Below are 18,304 nucleotides of genomic sequence, written 5' to 3' on the forward strand. Positions count from 1 at the left end.
AGGGGAAGCAACCATGAGACTGCGCATCGCTGCTGCAGCGCTCGCCATCGGCCTGTGCACCGCAGGTGTCGCGTCAGCCGATGAGGTGCCGCCGGAGTTCCAGAACAGACCTGGGCAGGCGGCCTGCTACGACGCCGTGCCCACGATCATCGACTCCGGTGTCATCTTCGGCACCGCGGGACCGGACGTGATCGTCGGCAGCAACGGGCCGGACGTCATCTACGGGCTCACCGGCGCGGACGTCATCATCGGCCTCGGCGCCGACGACGTGATCTACGGCGGCCAGGGCAACGACCTGATCTGCGCCGGCTGGGGCCAGGACTACGTCCAGGGCGGCGGCGACCACGACACCGTCTACGGCGAGCCCGGCAACGACGACCTGTTCGGCGGCGACGGGATGGACCTGCTGTCCGGCGACCTCGGGCCGGACGACGACGGCGACGGCGAGGCCGGGTTCGACTACTGCCCGCCGTCCACGGAGAACCCGGTCAGCTGCGTGTGACCGTCTGCCGCAGCAGGATCTCGGTGGCGGGATCGGGCCTGACCCCGAGCTGCCGCAACGAGTCCAGCACGCGCGCACGGGTCTCCAACGTCCTTTGTGGATTCCGTGCGCGCAACGCGGCCGCGAGTGCCAGCCGGTGCCCGCGCGGTTCGAACGGTTCTAGCTCCAGCGCGCGGTCGGCGAGGTGATGTGCCTCCGCCGGATCTCCCGTGACGAGCCGGAGTTCGCCCAGTGCCAGCAGGGTGCGCACGTACCGCTGCCTGATCCGGGCGATCTCCGGCTCGCACACCTCCGCCAGGTCCGGCAGCGGATCACCCCGCCACAGCGCCACCGCCGCGTCCAGGTCGTCACCGGCCTCCTCGAACGCCCACAGGTCCGCGGTCAGCAGCCCGCCGCGGACCAGCCTGATGCTGTCGCCGTCGCTGCGCAGGCAGTAGCTGGCCTCGCCGCCGGCGCGGCCCGGTTCCAGCAGCCGGCGGAGGTGGGTCATCGTCACCCGCAGGTTCCGGGCGGCCCCGGCGGGGTCCAGGCCGGGCCACAGCAGGTCCACCGCCTGGTCGCGGGTGACGACGGGCCGCAGCACCAGCAGTCCCAGCAGCTGCCGGACGCGGACGCGGCGCAGTTCGGGCGCCTCGGTGACGAGGCCGTTCCTGGTCACCCGCATCGGCCCGATCACCTCGATGCCGATCGGGTGGTCCGGCGGCGAGGGCACGGTGGCGAGCAGTCTGGTGGCGCCCACGGCCAGCTCCGGATCACGCGTGAGCGCGCGGAACTGGCGGTGCACCGCCGGTCCGACGCGATCGGCGAGCCAGGTGCCCAGCTTCGTCCTCCCCACCGCCGCGAGCCGGGCGGCCAGTTCCACCGACCACGGCAACGGCAGGAAGCAGAGTGCGTGTTCCTCGTCGAGGTCGGCGCGGAGATCTCCTTGCCGTGCCTGGAGGAACGCGCGTCCGGCCGCCCGAGCCCTGCGGTGCGACGGACCGAGGTCCGTGTCGTCCCAACGCTTCCGCAGCTCCTCGTTGAGCACGTAGCCGAGCGTGAGGAACCGCCGCAGGTGCCGTTCGGCGACCTCGACCTCCAACGGCCACCGGACCAGGTGCCGCTGGTAGAGGTCACGGGCCAGGTCCTCCTCGCCGCGCGTGACGGCGACCGCCGCGTGCGACGCGCACGCCAGCACCGCGTCCCGGGGGTTGTCCTGCTCGGCGGGGAGTTCGGCCGTGATCTCACCGAACGACGCGGCGATGACCGTGTGCAGTGCACGCGCCACGAACTCGCCACGTGCCGTGCTGTCGGCATCGTCACCGAGGAACTCGACGGCCTGGCCGTCGAACCAGCGCGCCGCGGCGGCGTGGCGGCGGGCCAGGTCGTCGTCCAGCATGCGTTCGGCCAGCTCGGCGGCCTCCTGCCCGCGTCCGCACATCGCCAGGCAGTGGACGTGGAACCTCGTCGTGGACACGGCGAACGCTTTCGGCACCTCGGTCGTCGGCGCCTGGGCGAGGTGGGTCAGCGCCGTCTCCGGATCACCGGCCAGCTCGGCCACCACCGCGGCGGCGCTGTGCCTGAGCACCTTGAGGACCGGGGTGGTGGCCTCGAGCCCCTGCGCCCGCTGGGCGACCCGCGCCAGCCTGACCAGATCTCCCCTGGAGTGCGCGGTGATCACGGCCTGGCCGAGCGCCACGGCGGCGCCGTCGTGGTCACCGGCATCGAGCAGGGCCGCGCAGGCCTGGTCGACCAGGTCGTCGAGGGACGGGTCGGTGAAGTCGTCGGCGTGCACGACCGCGGCCCTGAGCAACAGGAACGCCGGATCTCGGCGGTGTCCGGCGGGCACCGCGTCGAGCCACCGCCGTGCCGTCGCGCTCGGCAGCACCGACAGCGTCGTGCGCACCAGTTCGACCGCCAGGCGCGCCAGGAGGGGCCAGTCCCGCGCCTCGCACGCCACCCTCCCGGCCGCGGCGAGGTCTCCCCGCGCAACCAGCACCTCGACGGCCCTGTCCCGCAGGTGATCGGTGGGCACGAGGCTCGTCCACAGGTCGTGGGCTCGGTACCTGCCGTCGTCGAGCATGTCGACCAACGGCACCTCACGTGCGAGGTGTTCCATCTCGGCGTTGGTCGCGGCCACCGCACTGATCTCCTCGGCGGTCGCTGTCCCGAGAGCCACCAACGCCGCCAACGCGCCGTGCAGCGGTTGTGGCAGGCGACTCAGCACCTCCTCGGCGGCGTAACGCCACGAGGCGGCACGTCCGGCCGTGAGGGACAGCCTGACGAGCGCGGGCCAGCCGTGGAGGTCCCCGGCGGGTTCGCGACCGAAGCTCCTCGCCAGCGCGGCGGTCTCGGCACCGGTGAAGGCGAGGTCGGCCGTCGCGACCACGGCCACCTCCCCGGCCGCCTGCCTGCGCGCCAACGGAAGAGCGGGCGTGGTGCGACCCGACAGCACGAGGTGCGCGGTGTCCGGCAGAGCGCGCACGACGGCTTCGAGCAGGTGTGCGCCCGGCGACCCGTCCGGGATCTCGTGCACGTCGTCGAGCAGCAGGCAGACGTCGAGCGGTGCCGTGCTTCGCAACGCCAGCAGAACCTCCCGCGCACCGGGCTCGGGACCGGGGCGTGCGCCGAGGGCGTCCAGGATCGCCGCGGCCAGCCGGGCGGCGTCCTCGTGGCCGGGGCCGCACGTCACCCAGGCGTCGACGCCCTGCGGTTCGAGCAGGTTCGCGCGGACCGCCTGGGCCAGTGCGGTGGTCTTGCCGAAGCCCGCTCCGGCCGTGACGAGGGTGATCGGGCGGCACCACCGCGCGCGGAGGCGGTCGACGAGACGCAGGCGCGGCAGCTCGACGTCGAGCGGGCGCGGCACCGCGCGCAGGCCTGTCGTGTTGTCCCCCACGCAGAGCGGAGAGCTCCGCACGGCCCGAAATACGCGCAACGGCCCGCCTCCCCGGAAGGGAAACGGGCCGGTGGTGCGTCCTGGATCAGGCGCCGGCGGCGTTGCGCAGGGCCTCCGCGCGGTCCGTCGACTCCCACGGCAGGTCGACGTCGGTGCGGCCGAAGTGGCCGTACGCGGCCGTCGGGCCGTAGATCGGGCGGAGCAGGTCGAGGTCGCGGATGATCGCGGCGGGCCGGAGGTCGAACACCTCGGTAATGGCCTGCTGGATCTTCTGCGGGTCGACGGTCTCGGTGCCGAAGGTCTCGACGAAGAGGCCGACGGGGGCTGCCTTGCCGATGGCGTAGGCGACCTGGACCTCGACGCGGGTGGCGAGGCCCGCCGCGACGGTGTTCTTCGCGACCCAGCGCATGGCGTACGCGGCCGAGCGGTCGACCTTCGACGGGTCCTTGCCGGAGAACGCGCCGCCACCGTGGCGGGCCATGCCGCCGTAGGTGTCGACGATGATCTTGCGGCCGGTCAGGCCCGCGTCGCCCATCGGGCCGCCGATGACGAAGCGGCCGGTCGGGTTCGTCAGCAGGCGGACGTTGGTGGTGTCGAGGCCGAGCTCGTTGATCTCGGGCGCCACGACGTGCTCGCGGAGGTCGACGCCGAGGAGCTTCTCGAGGTCGATGCCGTCGGCGTGCTGCGTGGAGATGACGACCGTGTCGAGGCGCACGGGCTGGTCGCCCGCGTACTCGATGGTGACCTGGGTCTTGCCGTCCGGGCGCAGGTACGGCACGGTGCCGTCCTTGCGGACCGCGGTCAGGCGGCGCGACAGGCGGTGGGCCAGCGCGATCGGCAGCGGCATGAGCTCAGGCGTGTCGGTGCACGCGTAGCCGAACATCAGGCCCTGGTCGCCGGCGCCCTGCTTGTCGATCTCGTCGTCCGCGCCCTCGACGCGGTTCTCGAACGCCGTGTCGACACCCTGCGCGATGTCCGGGGACTGCGCGCCGATCGCCACGTTCACGCCGCACGAGTGGCCGTCGAAGCCCTTGGCGGACGAGTCGTACCCGATCTCCAGGATCTTCTCGCGGACGATCGTGGGGATGTCGGCGTAGGCCTCGGTCGTGACCTCACCCGCGACGTGGACCTGACCCGTGGTCACCAGCGTCTCCACGGCGACACGGGAGCGCGGGTCCTTGGCGAGCAACGCGTCCAGGATCGAGTCGCTGATCGCGTCACAGATCTTGTCCGGGTGTCCCTCGGTCACCGACTCACTCGTGAACAGCCTGCTGCTGTGCTGGCTCACGGACACTCCTTCGTTGCGGGTTGGACTGAGGAAATACTACTGAGGCCGAGTCAAGCGAGCGGTAACCGCGTCCCACACAGCGGACGCCACTTGAGTTTTCGGGCCGTGCGGTATAGGCGTCTCGGCGCCGTCCGGGGACAGCAGCCAGCCGGCGTTGTCCTCCTGCTCGAACGCCTTGCCGTCACCGACCGCGTTGAGCACGAGGAGGTCGCACCCCTTGCGCCGCAGCTTCGCCCGACCGTAGTCGAGCACCGACGTCGTCTCGTCCCCGGTCTCCGCGGCGAACCCGACGATCAGCTGGCCACTGCGACGTGCGGAAACGAGCTCCACGAGGATGTCGGGGTTCTTGGTGAGCGCGATCGGGTCGGGGTCGCCGTCGGTCTTCTTGATCTTGTGACCGGTGAGCGACAGCGGCCGGAAGTCGGCCACCGCGGCGGCCATCACGACCACGTCCGCGTCCGCCGCGACCTTGTGCATGGCGTCGCGCAGCTCCACCGCCGAGCCGACCTTCACGAGGTCCACACCCGCCGGAGTGGCGAGATCCGCCGTGTTTCCCGCTACCAAAGTCACACGCGCACCGCGCTGGGCGGCCACCCGCGCGAGTGCGTAACCCTGCTTGCCGGACGACCGGTTGCCGATGAACCGGACCGGGTCGAGCGGTTCGCGCGTGCCGCCCGCGGAGATCGCGACGTGCACACCTTCGAGGGTCCGCCGCAGCGCGTCCGGCTGCACGAGCAGGAGCCGCGCCAGCTCGACGATCTCGGCCGGGTCCGGGAGGCGGCCCTTGCCGGTGTCCTTGCCGGTCAGCCGGCCGGACGCCGGCTCGGCGACGGTGACACCGCGACTGCGCAGCAGTTGCACGTTGTGCTGGGTGGCCGGGTGCTCCCACATCTCGGTGTGCATGGCGGGCACCAGCAGGACCGGGCAGCGCGCGGTCAGCAGCGTGTTCGTCAGCAGGTCGTCGGCGAGGCCGTGGGCGGCCTTCGCGATCAGGTTCGCCGTCGCCGGGGCCACCACGACCAGGTCCGCGTTCTGCCCGAGCTTGACGTGCGGCACCTCGTGCACGTCGTCGAACGGGTCGGCGGACACGACCTGGCCGGACAGCGCCTCGAAGGTGGCGGCGCCGACGAACTTGAGCGCGCCCTCGGTGGGGATGACCCGCACCGAGTGACCGGACTCGGTCAGGCGGCGCAGGACCTCACAGGCCTTGTACGCGGCGATGCCCCCACCGACGCCCAGGACGATCTTGGGCTTGGCGGGGGCATCGGCGTCGGATGCGGCGGGGTTCAAGGACTCTCCTCGAGAGGAACGACCGGCCAGGGTCACGCCTCCGCGAGGAGGAACCCCGCTGGGGTCCGGGGACCGGGGTCCCCGGTGGTGCGGTGGAGCTGCGGGCCGCGGGTCGGACCGGGGTGCGGCCTCGGTGGTGCGGTGGTGCTGCGGGTGGCGCTGCGGCCGCTGGCCGATCCGAGGTGCGACCGGTGGTGCGGTGAAGCTACGGGCCGCAGATCGAGCCTGGGTGCGGCCCTCGGTGGGGCTGCGGTGCTGCGGACCGTCGGTTGGGCCGGAGCCCGGGCCACGGTGAAGCTGTGGGCCGCCGGTCCGAACCGAGCTGCAGGCCGCGGAGCCGAAGTGCGGCCCGGTTGAGCCTTGGGTTCGAGTCCCGGCGAACGGCGGGCCGCGACCCAAGGCCGCGAGCCCCGGTTCGAGCTCGGGGACCGTAGGCCTTCGGCCGAGGTGCCGGCCGTGAGCCGCAGGTCAGAGACCCGTGCCTCACTCGGAGGACCCACTGGGGGTCCGGGGGCGAAGCCCTCCGGCCGGGGTGTGGGGGCTGGGCCCCCACAAGACACTTCGGAGGCGCCGTGGCCTGCGCTTTCCGCAGGCACACTTCACCCAGCGTCTTCGAACGTCACTCGCCCTCGGTGTGCTCCAGGAGACCCGCGTGGATCTCGCGGAGCGCGATCGAGAGGGGCTTCTCACGCGGGCCCGGCTCGACGAGCGGGCCGACGTACTCGAGCAGGCCCTCGCCGAGCTGCGCGTAGTAGTCGTTGATCTGGCGGGCACGCTTCGCGGCGTAGATCACCAACGCGTACTTCGAGCTCACCTGCTCAAGCAGGTCGTCGATCGGCGGGTTGGTGATGCCCTCCGGGGAACCGGTCAGATGACCGAGCTCGGTGTGGGTGATCACTTTCAGACTCCTGAAATTCGTGGTCCGACCATCAAGGATAGCAAGTCGGCCGCGGCCGACTGCACGTCGGCGTTCACGACGACCTCGTCGAACTCCTTCTCGGCCGCCAGCTCCTCGCGGGCGATCTCGAGCCGGCGTGCGACGACGTCCGGGTGTTCGGTGCCCCTGCCGGTCAGCCGGTCGACCAGGTGCTCCCAGGACGGGGGCGCCAGCATGACCAGCTGGGCTTCCGGCATGGCCACGCGGACCTGCCGCGCGCCCTGCAGTTCGATCTCGAGCAGGGCGGGGCGGCCTGAGGCCAGCGCTTCCTCGACGGGCCTGCGGGGGGTTCCGTAGCGGTTTCCGGCGAAGTCGGCGTGTTCGAGGAACTCGCCCGCGTCCACCATCTGCTGGAACTTCACGTGGTCCACGAAGTGGTAGTGCACCCCGTCGACCTCGCCCGGCCTCGGCTTCCTGGTGGTCGCCGAGACGGAGAAGTACACATCGGGTTGCTGCCTGCGCAGCTCCGCCAGGACGCTGGACTTGCCAACGCCGGACGGCCCGGACAAGACGGTGAGGCGGGGACGGGCAGAGCCCGCCCCCGCCTCGGTGCCAATCACTCTCCGCTGAACTCGGAGAGCAGGGCCTTGCGCTGGCGGTCACCGAGACCGCGCAGGCGACGGCTGGGAGCGATCTCGAGGCGCTCCATGATCTGCTGCGCGCGAACCTTGCCGACGCCCGGGAGGGCCTCGAGCAGCGCGGACACCTTCATCTTGCCCAGGACCTCGTCGCTCTCGGCGGCCTTGAGCACGTCCGTCAGGGTCGTGCCGCCGCGCTTGAGGCGCTCCTTGAGCTCAGCCCGAGCGCGACGAGCGGCAGCAGCCTTCTCCAGCGCTGCGGCTCGCTGCTCCTCGGTAAGCTGGGGAAGAGCCACGATTTCCTCCGTGGTGTGGATTCTTTTCGGATCGGTGCCGCGACCGTACCGACCGCAATTGCCTGGGGACAACGTGACCCAGTCAGGTAAATCTTCAGCGGTCATGAGTGATGCGGCGGGTGGTAGTAGTACCAACACCCTCCGGCGGCCTGATCACCGCCCTCCGGCGACTCATCCCACACGTTACGTGTGCTATGAGGCCGGTGACCAGCGGGGCAGCCGGTGGCGTGGACCCTACCAACACATGTTTCCCCAGGTGAGCGCGCCACACCCCAAAAGTTGTGGCGCGCCCCTCCTCAGAGGCTCTCCTGGACCCTCCGCACGGCGCTGACCAGCGAAGACACGTCCGGCCCGTGCTTGAGAACATCTCGTGAAGAAGTCGGAAAGACGTTGCGCATGTCGGGGCCGAAGAGCCGTTTTAGATCAGCCGTGGAGCCGCCCTGAGCGCCGAAACCGGGCGCCAGGATCGGTCCGTTGAACCCCGAGAGGTCTACATCCGTTTCCCCGATCGTGGCACCCACGACGAGACCGACATCGCCGCACGGGGAAATGCCTGAATTCCGAGCGGAGGCGAAATCGATGATCGTCTGAGCCGTGGTTCGCCCGTCCGGAGCAACGGCCCGCTGGACCTGGGCACCCTCCGGGTTCGAGGTGAGGGCGAGCACGAACACGCCCCGGCCGGTCGCCCGCGCCGTGTCGAGCGCGGGCTGCAGCGATCCGAAGCCGAGGTACGGCGACACCGTCACGGCGTCACCGGCCAGCGGCGAGCCGTCGCCCAGGTACGCCTGCGCGTAGGCGGCCATGGTCGAGCCGATGTCGCCGCGCTTGGCGTCCACGAGCACGAGCGTGCCCGAGTCGCGCAGCTCCGCGATCACCCGCTCCAGCACGGCGACACCACGCGACCCGTGGGCCTCGAAGAACGCCGCCTGCGGCTTCACCATCGCCACCTGGCCGCCGAACGCCTCCACGGCCGTCAGGGCGAACCTCTCGAGGCCCTCCGCGGTCGGGGAGAGCCCCCACGCCTCCAGCAGGCTCGGGTGCGGGTCGATCCCGACGCACAGCGGACCGTGCGCCTCGACGGCTTTCGCGAGCTTCTCGCCGAACGTCACGCGTCACCCCGCAGCGCGGCCTGGAGGGCCTGCAGCGGCTGGACCCCGATGTCGCCCCGGATGAGCGCCTCGATGCCGTGCACGGCCGCGGCAGCGCCCTGGATCGTGGTGACGCACGGGATGTCCTTGGCGACGGCGGCGGTGCGGATCTCGTAACCGTCCACACGGGGACCGCTGTTGCCGTACGGCGTGTTGAAGATCATGTCGATCTCGCCGTTCAGGATCATGTCGACGACGTTGCCCTCGCCCTCGAAGTGCTTGCGCACCTCGGTGCACGCGATCCCGTTGCGCTTCAACACCTCCGCGGTGCCGGCGGTCGCGAGGATCTGGAACCCGAGGTCCGCGAGGCGCTTGACCGGGAAGATCATCGCGCGCTTGTCGCGGTTCGCGAACGACACGAACACCTTGCCCTTGGTGGGCAGCGAGCCGTACGAGGCCGTCTGCGACTTGGCGAACGCCTTGCCGAACGACGAGTCGATGCCCATGACCTCGCCGGTGGACTTCATCTCCGGACCCAGCAACGAATCCACGCCGTGGCCCTCGGGCGTGCGGAAGCGGTGGAACTGCATGACCGCCTCCTTGACCGCGACCGGCGCGTGCTCGGGCAGCCGGGCACCGTCACCGGTGGCCGGCAGGACGCCCTCCTCGCGCAGCTCCGCGATCGTGGCGCCGAGCATCACGCGCGACGCGGCCTTGGCCATCGACACGGCCGTCGCCTTGGACACGAACGGCACCGTGCGCGACGCACGCGGGTTTGCCTCCAGGACGTACAGAACGTCGTCCTTGAGCGCGTACTGGACGTTCAGGAGCCCCTTCACGCCGATGCCGCGCGCGATGGCCTCGGTCGAGCGGCGGACGTTCTCGATGTCCGACGCGCCGAGCGTGATCGGCGGCAGCGCGCAGGACGAGTCACCGGAGTGCACGCCGGCTTCCTCGATGTGCTCCATGACGCCGCCGATGAACACCTCGTCGCCGTCGCACAGCGCGTCGACGTCGATCTCGATGGCGTCGTCGAGGAACCGGTCGACCAGCACCGGGTGCTCGGGCGTCACCTCGGTCGCGCGGGCGATGTAGCCCGACAGCGACTCCTCGTCGTACACGATCTCCATGCCGCGCCCGCCGAGCACGTAGGAGGGGCGCACGAGGACCGGGTAGCCGATCTCGTCCGCGATCTCCTTCGCCTCGTCGAACGACGTGGCCGTGCCGAACTTCGGCGCCGGCAGCCCGGCCTCGGTCAGCACCTTGCCGAACTGGCCGCGGTCCTCGGCGAGGTGGATCGCCTCAGGCGTCGTGCCCACGACCGGCACGCCGGCGTCGGACAGGCGCTTCGCGAGGCCCAGCGGCGTCTGGCCGCCCAACTGCACGATCACGCCGGCGACCTCGCCGGAGCGCTGCTCGGAGTGCACGACCTCCAGCACGTCCTCGAACGTCAGCGGCTCGAAGTACAGGCGGTCGGAGGTGTCGTAGTCGGTCGACACCGTCTCCGGGTTGCAGTTGACCATGACGGTCTCGTACCCGGCCTGCCGCAGCGCCATGGCCGCGTGCACGCACGAGTAGTCGAACTCGATGCCCTGGCCGATGCGGTTCGGGCCGGAGCCCAGGATCAGCACCTTCGGCTTCTCCCGCTGCTCCGCGACCTCCGTCTCGGCGTTCGGGTCGAGCTCGTACGCGGAGTAGTGGTACGGCGTCTCGGACTTGAACTCCGCCGCGCACGTGTCGACCGTCTTGTAGACCGGACGCACGCCCAGGCGGTGCCGCAGCGTGCGCACGCCGTCCTCACCCGCGAGCTCCGGCCGCAGCACGGAGATCTGCCGGTCGGACAACCCGGCGCGCTTCGCCTTGCGCAGCAACGACTCGTCGAGCACGGGAGCCTCCAGGAGCTCCGTGCGCAACGTGCCGAGCCAGGCGATCTGCTCGATGAACCACCGGTCGATCTTCGACGCCTCGTACACGTCCTCAATGGACGCACCGAGTCGAAGAGCACGCTCGACCGTGTAGATGCGACCGTCGTGGCCGCGCTTCAACTGCTCCAGGACGGACTCCAGAGTAGTGCCCTCCGGGTCCGGCTGGGTCCAGAAACCGACCGATTTCGTTTCCAGCGAACGCAGCGCCTTGCCCAGCGCCTCCACGAAGTTCCGGCCGATCGACATGGCCTCGCCGACCGACTTCATCGTGGTCGTCAGCGTGGGGTCGGCGCCGGGGAACTTCTCGAAGGCGAACCGCGGCGCCTTCACGACGACGTAGTCGAGCGTCGGCTCGAACGACGCCGGGGTCTCCCCCGTGATGTCGTTGGTGATCTCGTCGAGCGTGTAGCCGATGGCGAGCTTCGCGGCGATCTTGGCGATCGGGAAACCCGTTGCCTTCGAAGCAAGAGCCGACGACCGCGACACGCGCGGGTTCATCTCGATGACGACCATGCGGCCGTTGTCCGGGTGGATCGCGAACTGGATGTTGCAGCCACCGGTGTCGACGCCGACCTCGCGGATGACCTGGATGCCGACGTCGCGCATGTGCTGGTACTCGCGGTCGGTCAGCGTCATCGCGGGCGCGACCGTGACCGAGTCACCGGTGTGCACGCCCATCGGGTCGATGTTCTCGATCGAGCAGATGACGACGACGTTGTCGTTGCGGTCGCGCATCAGCTCGAGCTCGTACTCCTTCCACCCGAGCACGCTCTCCTCGATCAGCACCTCGGTGACCGGGGACTCCTCCAGGCCGATGGCCGCGAGGCGCTCCAGCTCCTCCGGGGTGTGCGCCATGCCGGAACCCAGGCCGCCCATGGTGAACGACGGCCGGATGACGACGGGCAGACCCAGCTCGGCGACGGTGGACCGCACCTCGTCCATCGTCCTGCACACCGCGGAACGCGGGACGTCCGAGCCGATCCCGCGGACCAGGTCCTTGAAGATCTGCCGGTCCTCACCGCGCTGGATGGCGTCGACGTTCGCGCCGATCAGCTCGACGTCGTACTTCTCCAGCACGCCGCGCTCGTGCAGCGCGATGGCCGTGTTGAGCGCCGTCTGGCCGCCCAGGGTCGCCAGGATCGCGTCCGGGCGCTCCTGCGCGATGACCTTCTCCACGAACTCGGCCGTGATCGGCTCGATGTAGGTGGCGTCGGCGAACTCGGGGTCGGTCATGATCGTCGCGGGGTTGGAGTTCACCAGGCTGACCCTGATGCCCTCCTCCCGCAGCACCCGGCACGCCTGGGTGCCGGAGTAGTCGAACTCGCACGCCTGACCGATGACGATCGGGCCGGAGCCGATGACCAGGATGTGCTTGAGATCAGTCCTCTTCGGCATCAGCGGGCCTCATTCATCATGGTCACGAAGTCGTCGAACAGGGGCGCGGCGTCGTGCGGTCCGGCCGCGGCCTCGGGGTGGTACTGCACGGAGAACGCCGGCGCGTCGAGCAGCCGGACGCCCTCGACGGTGCCGTCGTTGGGGCAGTAGTGCGACAGCACGGCGCGGCCGAACTCGGAGGAGAACTCCTCGCCCGGCGTGCCCTCGAGCGCGAACCCGTGGTTCTGCGAGGTGATGGCGACCTTGCCGGTCGTCACGTCGATGACCGGGATGTTGATGCCGCGGTGGCCGTAGCGCATCTTGTACGTCCCGCGGCCGACTGCGCGGCCCAGGATCTGGTTGCCGAAGCAGATGCCGAACAACGGCAGCTTGCGGCCGAGAGCCTCGCGCGTCAGGGCGATGGCGTGGTCCTGCGTGGCCGGGTCGCCCGGGCCGTTCGACAGGAACAGGCCATCCGGGCTGACCTTCAGGATGTCCTCGAACGTGCTGGTCAGCGGCAGGACGTGCACCTCGATGCCCCGTGCCGCCATCATCCGCGGGGTGTTCGACTTGATGCCCAGGTCGAGCGCCGCGACGGTGAACTTCTTCTCGCCGATGGCCTCGACGACGTACGGCTTGTCCGTCGTGACGTCGACCGCGAGGTTCGCGCCGACCATCTGCGCCGACGCCTTGACCTGCTCGACCATCGACGCGTCGTCGGTGAGGTCGGAGCCGGAGAACACACCGGCGCGCATCGCGCCCTGCTCGCGGATGTGGCGGGTCAGGGTGCGGGTGTCGAGACCCGCGATGCCGACGACGCCCTGGTTCGCGAGCTCCTCGTCGAGGCCCCGCTTGGAGCGCCAGTTCGACGGCGTGCGCGCGGGGTCGCGGACGACGTAGCCCGCCACCCAGATCTTGGACGACTCGTCGTCCTCGTCGTTCCAGCCGGTGTTGCCGATCTGCGGCGCGGTCTGCACCACGATCTGGCGGTGGTAGGACGGGTCGGTCAGGGTCTCCTGGTACCCGGTCATGGCCGTGGAGAACACGACCTCGCCGAGCGAGACGCCGGTCGCTCCGTACGCCTCACCGCGGAAGACACGTCCGTCTTCCAGCACCAATGCCGCGTTCGTCACGCCTTGCCTCCCACGAGAGCTGCTACCCATTCGTCGTAAACGTCCTTGTCGTCACCGCGAAAGCCAGTGTCGAACAGGTGGCCATCGTTTTCCCACTGCACCACCAACAAGCCTTCTTCGCTGAACATGACCTTCCCGGCGAGGCCTCGGTCCGTGCGCGCGTCCCGGATGGAGCCGGCGGGGATGAACAACGGCGAGGCGCCGGTCCGCTCGATCGCGATGCCCTCCGGCACCAGGCTCAGCGTGGCCTCGGCGCGGTGGCCGATGTCGCCGACCTGGACGCGGTCCTGCCAGTTGCCCGCGTTCGTCGTTCCGATGTAGACGCCCGTGGTCTCCAGGCGCGGCGCGCCGAGCTTCTCCGGTGTCGACGGGAAGGCGGGCAGGCCGGCCTGCGCGCGCTGGCGGCGCTTCCAGCCGTGCCACATGCCGTAGACGCACAGGGCGAAGAAGACGAAGACCGCCAGGGACAGGAGGATCCGGGTCATTCCGCAATCCTCCCCGCCACCGCGGTCACCCGGCCACGCAAGATGGTGGCCGTCACCGCCGCGGGCAGTTCCATGCCCTCGAACGGGGTGTTGCCGGCGATGCTCGCGAGCTCGGCGCCGGTGACCGTCCAGGACGCGTCCGGGTCGACCAGCACGAGGTTCGCGGGCTCGCCGACGGCGATCGGGCGGCCCTGGTCGGTCAGCCCGGCGATCTCGGCGGGCTTCTCGCTCATCACCCGCGCGACACCGCGCCAGTCCAGCAGGCCGGTCTTCACCATCGTCTCGACGACGATGCCGAGCGCGGTCTGCAGGCCGAGCATGCCCGGACGGGCCGCCGACCACTCGCAGTCCTTGTCCTGGACCGCGTGCGGGGCGTGGTCCGTGGCGACGCAGTCGATCGTGCCGTCGGCCAGCGCCTGGCGCAGCGCGTCCACGTCCGCCTGCGTGCGCAGCGGCGGGTTGACCTTGTTGACCGGGTCGTACGTGCTCAGCCGGTCGTCGGTCAGGATCAGGTGGTGGGGCGTGACCTCGGCGGACACCTTGGTGCCGCGGGCCTTCGCCCACTTCAGGACGTCCGCCGTGCCGGTGGTGCTGACGTGGCAGACGTGCAGCTTCGCGTCGACCTGCTTCGCGAGGATGCAGTCGCGGGCGACGATCGACTCCTCGGCGGCCGCCGGCCAGCCCTGCAGGCCGAGCCTGGAGGCGTTCTCGCCCTCGTGCGCCTGGGCGCCGACGGTGAGCCTCGGCTCCTCGGCGTGCTGGGCGATGACGGCGTTCAGCGACTTCGAGTACTCGAGCGCACGGCGCATGATCAGCGGGTCGTGCACGCAGTGGCCGTCGTCGGAGAACACGCGGACATTCGCCTTGGACTTGGCCATCGTGCCGAGTTCGGCGAGCTTCTCGCCCTTGAGGCCGACGGTGACGGCGCCGACCGGGTGGACGTCGACGAGGCCGACCTCCTGACCGCGGCGGGCGACGTGCTCGACGATGACGGCGTTGTCGGCGACCGGGTCCGTGTTGGCCATGGCGAAGACGGCGGTGTAGCCACCGAGCGCGGCGGCCTTCGAGCCGGTCTCGATGGTCTCCGTGTCCTCGCGGCCGGGTTCGCGCAGGTGGGTGTGCAGGTCGACGAAGCCCGGCAGCAGGACCGCGCCGTTGCCCTCGATGACCTCCGCGTTCTCGTCCGTGCCCTCGGCGATGACGCCGTCACGGATCAGGACGTCTTGCGGTTCCCCCTCGCCGTAGGGCCTAACTCCCTTGAGCAACAAGGATTTCTTCACTTTGGCTTCCTGCAAGGGCTTCACTGTGTTCGATGGTTCGGTCGCAAGCTCCCTCACGAGTTTTCCTCCTCGTGGGCGAGCAAGTGGTACAGCACGGCCATGCGCACGTGGACACCGTTGCGGACCTGCTCGGTGATGGCGGCCTGCGGGCTGTCGGCGACGACGGAGGCGATCTCCATGCCGCGCAGCATCGGGCCGGGGTGCAGCACGACGGCGTGCTCGGGCAGCAGCTTCAGGCGCCGCTCGTTGAGGCCGTAGGCGATCGAGTACTCGCGCGAGCTCGGGAAGAACCCGCCGGTCATCCGCTCGGCCTGCACGCGCAGCAACATCACCGCGTCCTGCGAGGCGAGCTCGGAATCGATCTCGTGGGAGACCGTGACCGGCCAGTTCTCGACGCCGGTGGGCAGCAGGGTCGGCGGGGCGACCAGCGTGACCTCGGCACCGAGCGTCGTCAGCAGGTGCACGTTGGACCGGGCGACGCGGCTGTGCAGGACGTCGCCGACGATCGCGACGCGGCGGCCGTCGAGGCTGCCCAGGCGGTCGCGGAGCGTGGCGGCGTCGAGCAACGCCTGCGTGGGGTGCTCGTGCATGCCGTCGCCCGCGTTCACGACGGACGTGTTCGTGTGCTTGAGCCAGCCCGCGAGCCGGTGGGCCGCACCGGACGCCGGGTGGCGCACGATCACGCAGTCGGCACCCGCGGCCTGCAACGTCAGCGCGGTGTCCCGCAGGCTCTCGCCCTTGCTGACGCTGGAACCGGAGCTGCTGACGTTGATCACGTCCGCGGACATCCACTTGCCGGCGATCTCGAACGACACCCGCGTGCGGGTGCTGTTCTCGTAGAACATCGTGATCACCGTGCGGCCGCGCAGCGTCGGCAGCTTGCGGACCTCGCGGCCGAGCAGCGCCTGCTTCAGCCGGTCCGCGGTGTCGAGGACCGCGATCGCCTGGTCGCGGTCGAGGCCGTCGGTGGAGAGCAGGTGCTTCACTTCAGCACCACTCCGTCGCGGCCGTCGAACTCCTCGAGCATCACCACTACGTCCTCGGTCTTCGACGTCGGCAGGTTCTTGCCCACGTAGTCCGCGCGGATCGGCAGCTCGCGGTGGCCGCGGTCGACCAGCACGGCGAGCTGGACGGCACGGGGGCGGCCGTGGTCGCGCAGCGCGTCGAGCGCGGAGCGGATCGTGCGGCCGGAGAACAGCACGTCGTCCACGAGCACGACCAGCTTGTCGTCGATGCCGCCCTCGGGCAGCTTCGTCGCCTCCAGCGGCCGCGTGGGGCCCCTGCGCAGGTCGTCGCGGTAGAGGGTGATGTCGAGCGTGCCCTCGTGCACCGTCCGGCCGGAAAATTCGGCGATCTTAGCGGCAAGGCGCCGTGCGAGGGGGGCTCCCCGGCTGGGAATACCCATCAAGACGACGTCGGGTGCGCTGGGTGCATCGAGAGCGGTCTTCTCGATGATCTGATGGGCCATTCGGGCGACAGTGCGCGCGACGTCACCGGCCGAGAGAATCTCGCGATCCCCGGCCGGATCCGTCGCGCCACGTTGACGTGACGCCACGGCTGGACCTCCTTCCCCGCCTCACTGGACGGGTCCTTAAAGGACGTCGGACACCTAGCTGCAACTAGGCTGACCTGCACCGTATCACCTGTGGACGGTCAACCATCCGAGTGGTAGGCCAGGCGTGGCGCGCGTCTCTCCTTGAGATCAGCTTGACCTGTCGACCACGGCGAGTAATCATTACTCTGCGTATCGATCTAAGCCTCCCCGCAGCACGCCCGTACTGCTGACGGGGCGAATGAACGGAGAACCGCCACATGGGCGACTACGCCAAGGCGCTGGGGGCCAAGCTCCGCGCTATCCGCCAGCAGCAGGGCCTGTCCCTGCACGGCGTCGAGCAGAAGTCCGGCGGTCGCTGGAAGGCCGTGGTCGTCGGCTCGTACGAGCGCGGTGACCGCGCGGTGACCGTGCAGAAGCTGGCCGAGCTGGCCGACTTCTACGGGGTTCCCGTCGCCGAGCTCCTGCCCGAGGGCCGCGTGCCGTCGGGTGCCGAGCCGGCCACCAAGATCGTGATCAACCTCGAACGGCTGCAGCAGCTGCCGGTCGAGAAGGTCGGCCCGCTGGCCCGCTACGCCGCGACCATCCAGTCGCAGCGCGGCGACTACAACGGCAAGGTCCTCTCCATCCGCACCGAGGACCTGCGTTCGCTCGCGATCATCTACGACATGACGCCGGGCGAGCTCACCGAGCAGCTCATCGACTGGGGTGTGCTGCCTCCCGAGGCCCGTCCCGCGAAGGAAGACTGAGCTCCACACGCCGTTCGTGGCTCCCCCGACGTCCTGCTTGTCGCCCTGAGGACGCCGAGGGAGCCACGTGCGTTTTCAGGGTCGTCCGGCCGGCAGCAGCGGCGGTGGTCCTGCTCACGGCACGAGCGCGGCCAGTTGTCGCCGGTCCTGGATCACGTGGATCGCGACGATCCGGCCGTCGCGCACGGTGAACGCCATGATCGAGAACGGCACGCCGTCCACCCGCGCGATGAAGCCGATCTCGTTGCCGACGACGGCGAACTGCTCGGTCGCCCTGGCCGCGAAAGCCCGGAACAGGCCGGCGCGCCCCGCGACGTTCCGGCCGCCGAGGACCTCGAGGGCGCCCGCGCGCAGCACCACGTCCGGGTGCAGCACCGACACCAGCCCCTCCAGGTCGCCCTCGCGTGACGCGCGGAGGAACGCCCGCACCACCTCGCGCTGCTGCGGCAGGTCGACGTCGGGCCGCGGCTTGTCCTGCACGCGCCTGCGGGCCCGCGACGCCAGCTGACGGGTCGCGGCCGGCGTCTTGTCGATCAACGGCGCGATGTCGTCGAACGGCACGGCGAACAGGTCGTGCAGCACGAACGCCAGCCGCTCATCGGGCTTGAGCGAGTCGAGCACGATCAGCATCGCGAGCCCGACCTCGTCGTTCGCGACGGCCCTGTGCTCGGGTTCCTCGCTGACGTCGATCACGGGGTCGGGCATCTCGAACGCGTGCTCGCGCCGGTCGCGCAGCATGTTCAGGCACACCCGGCCGACCACGGTGGTGAGCCAGGCGGCCGGGTTGTCGATCTCGCCCGTGTCGGCGCGCTCGACGCGGAGCCAGGCGTCCTGCAACGCGTCGTCCGCCTCGGCGAACGAGCCCAGCATGCGGTGGGCGATGGCGCGCAAACGCGTGCGCTCCTGCTCGAACTGCGCGATCACGACGTCCCCCTGTGGCCTGGCGCACACC

General features: G+C 70.3%; 16 protein-coding genes. 2 read left to right on the forward strand and 14 right to left on the reverse strand.

Going from position 1 to position 18,304, the window contains the following annotated elements; translation table 11 throughout:
- The first annotated feature begins 13 nt into the window (after positions 1 to 13).
- Entirely contained in the window at positions 14 to 502 is a 489-nt protein-coding gene (locus BMY74_RS08765; RefSeq protein WP_089912314.1) for a calcium-binding protein, read from the forward strand.
- On the opposite strand, the gene BMY74_RS08770 is transcribed toward BMY74_RS08765, so the two are convergent.
- The 13 genes from BMY74_RS08770 to pyrR all read right to left on the reverse strand — a co-directional run bounded on the left by BMY74_RS08770 (position 489) and on the right by pyrR (position 16,606).
- Positions 489 to 3,377: a BTAD domain-containing putative transcriptional regulator gene (locus BMY74_RS08770; RefSeq protein WP_089912317.1), complete on the reverse strand. Its 2,889-nt coding sequence runs from the start codon at positions 3,375 to 3,377 to the stop codon at positions 489 to 491. The genes BMY74_RS08765 and BMY74_RS08770 overlap by 14 nt on opposite strands.
- Positions 3,378 to 3,462: 85 nt before the next feature.
- Positions 3,463 to 4,665, reverse strand: a complete 1,203-nt coding sequence (gene metK / locus BMY74_RS08775; protein ID WP_177229638.1) for a methionine adenosyltransferase — start codon at positions 4,663 to 4,665, stop codon at positions 3,463 to 3,465.
- 36 nt (positions 4,666 to 4,701) lie between these two features.
- Positions 4,702 to 5,955 carry a bifunctional phosphopantothenoylcysteine decarboxylase/phosphopantothenate--cysteine ligase CoaBC gene (gene coaBC / locus BMY74_RS08780; RefSeq protein ID WP_089912320.1) on the reverse strand — a complete coding sequence of 418 codons (1,254 nt, stop codon included), beginning with the start codon at positions 5,953 to 5,955 and terminating at the stop codon, positions 4,702 to 4,704.
- Positions 5,956 to 6,574: 619 nt separating this feature from the next.
- Positions 6,575 to 6,853: a DNA-directed RNA polymerase subunit omega gene (gene rpoZ / locus BMY74_RS08785; RefSeq protein WP_045313812.1), complete on the reverse strand. Its 279-nt coding sequence runs from the start codon at positions 6,851 to 6,853 to the stop codon at positions 6,575 to 6,577.
- A 2-nt stretch (positions 6,854 to 6,855) separates the two neighbouring features.
- Positions 6,856 to 7,452, reverse strand: coding sequence for a guanylate kinase (gene gmk / locus BMY74_RS08790; RefSeq protein WP_089912323.1), 597 nt, complete (start codon positions 7,450 to 7,452; stop codon positions 6,856 to 6,858).
- On the reverse strand, positions 7,449 to 7,766 hold the full coding sequence (gene mihF, locus BMY74_RS08795) for an integration host factor, actinobacterial type (protein WP_030471603.1): 318 nt from the start codon (positions 7,764 to 7,766) through the stop codon (positions 7,449 to 7,451). The genes gmk and mihF overlap by 4 nt, the downstream gene beginning before the upstream one ends.
- A 296-nt stretch (positions 7,767 to 8,062) precedes the next feature.
- Positions 8,063 to 8,875, reverse strand: coding sequence for an orotidine-5'-phosphate decarboxylase (gene pyrF / locus BMY74_RS08800; protein WP_089912326.1), 813 nt, complete (start codon positions 8,873 to 8,875; stop codon positions 8,063 to 8,065).
- The gene (gene carB / locus BMY74_RS08805) at positions 8,872 to 12,174 is read right to left on the reverse strand and encodes a carbamoyl-phosphate synthase large subunit (RefSeq protein ID WP_089912328.1); all 3,303 of its coding nucleotides are present in this window, start codon (positions 12,172 to 12,174) and stop codon (positions 8,872 to 8,874) included. Before carB ends, pyrF begins: the two co-directional genes overlap by 4 nt.
- Positions 12,174 to 13,286, reverse strand: a complete 1,113-nt coding sequence (carA, locus tag BMY74_RS08810; RefSeq protein ID WP_371927726.1) for a glutamine-hydrolyzing carbamoyl-phosphate synthase small subunit — start codon at positions 13,284 to 13,286, stop codon at positions 12,174 to 12,176. Before carA ends, carB begins: the two co-directional genes overlap by 1 nt.
- Positions 13,283 to 13,771: a PH-like domain-containing protein gene (locus BMY74_RS08815; protein WP_089912334.1), complete on the reverse strand. Its 489-nt coding sequence runs from the start codon at positions 13,769 to 13,771 to the stop codon at positions 13,283 to 13,285. Before BMY74_RS08815 ends, carA begins: the two co-directional genes overlap by 4 nt.
- A complete protein-coding gene (locus BMY74_RS08820) occupies positions 13,768 to 15,051 on the reverse strand; it encodes a dihydroorotase (RefSeq protein WP_089912337.1) in 1,284 nt (427 codons plus the stop codon). Before BMY74_RS08820 ends, BMY74_RS08815 begins: the two co-directional genes overlap by 4 nt.
- A 53-nt stretch (positions 15,052 to 15,104) precedes the next feature.
- Positions 15,105 to 16,037: an aspartate carbamoyltransferase catalytic subunit gene (locus tag BMY74_RS08825; protein WP_089912340.1), complete on the reverse strand. Its 933-nt coding sequence runs from the start codon at positions 16,035 to 16,037 to the stop codon at positions 15,105 to 15,107.
- Entirely contained in the window at positions 16,034 to 16,606 is a 573-nt protein-coding gene (gene pyrR / locus BMY74_RS08830; RefSeq protein WP_089912344.1) for a bifunctional pyr operon transcriptional regulator/uracil phosphoribosyltransferase PyrR, read from the reverse strand. The genes BMY74_RS08825 and pyrR overlap by 4 nt, the downstream gene beginning before the upstream one ends.
- A 257-nt stretch (positions 16,607 to 16,863) precedes the next feature.
- Between pyrR and bldD the strand changes: the two genes are divergently transcribed.
- On the forward strand, positions 16,864 to 17,352 hold the full coding sequence (gene bldD, locus BMY74_RS08835) for a transcriptional regulator BldD (protein WP_030471611.1): 489 nt from the start codon (positions 16,864 to 16,866) through the stop codon (positions 17,350 to 17,352).
- A 114-nt stretch (positions 17,353 to 17,466) separates the two neighbouring features.
- Here bldD and BMY74_RS08840 read toward each other — a convergent pair whose 3' ends face one another.
- Positions 17,467 to 18,276, reverse strand: a complete 810-nt coding sequence (locus BMY74_RS08840) for a sigma-70 family RNA polymerase sigma factor (RefSeq protein ID WP_281244962.1) — start codon at positions 18,274 to 18,276, stop codon at positions 17,467 to 17,469.
- Positions 18,277 to 18,304: the final 28 nt, after the last annotated feature.

Origin of the sequence: Lentzea albida (assembly GCF_900111005.1) — a bacterium.
In the GTDB taxonomy this organism is placed as follows: Bacteria; Actinomycetota; Actinomycetes; order Mycobacteriales; family Pseudonocardiaceae; genus Lentzea; species Lentzea albida.

Coding starts and splice junctions, on each gene's coding strand:
- BMY74_RS08765 (WP_089912314.1), top strand. CDS start 14: ATGAGACTGCGCATCGCTGCTGCAGCGCTCGCCATCGGCCTGTGCACC.
- carB (WP_089912328.1), bottom strand. CDS start 12,174: ATGCCGAAGAGGACTGATCTCAAGCACATCCTGGTCATCGGCTCCGGC.
- BMY74_RS08815 (WP_089912334.1), bottom strand. CDS start 13,771: ATGACCCGGATCCTCCTGTCCCTGGCGGTCTTCGTCTTCTTCGCCCTG.
- bldD (WP_030471611.1), top strand. CDS start 16,864: ATGGGCGACTACGCCAAGGCGCTGGGGGCCAAGCTCCGCGCTATCCGC.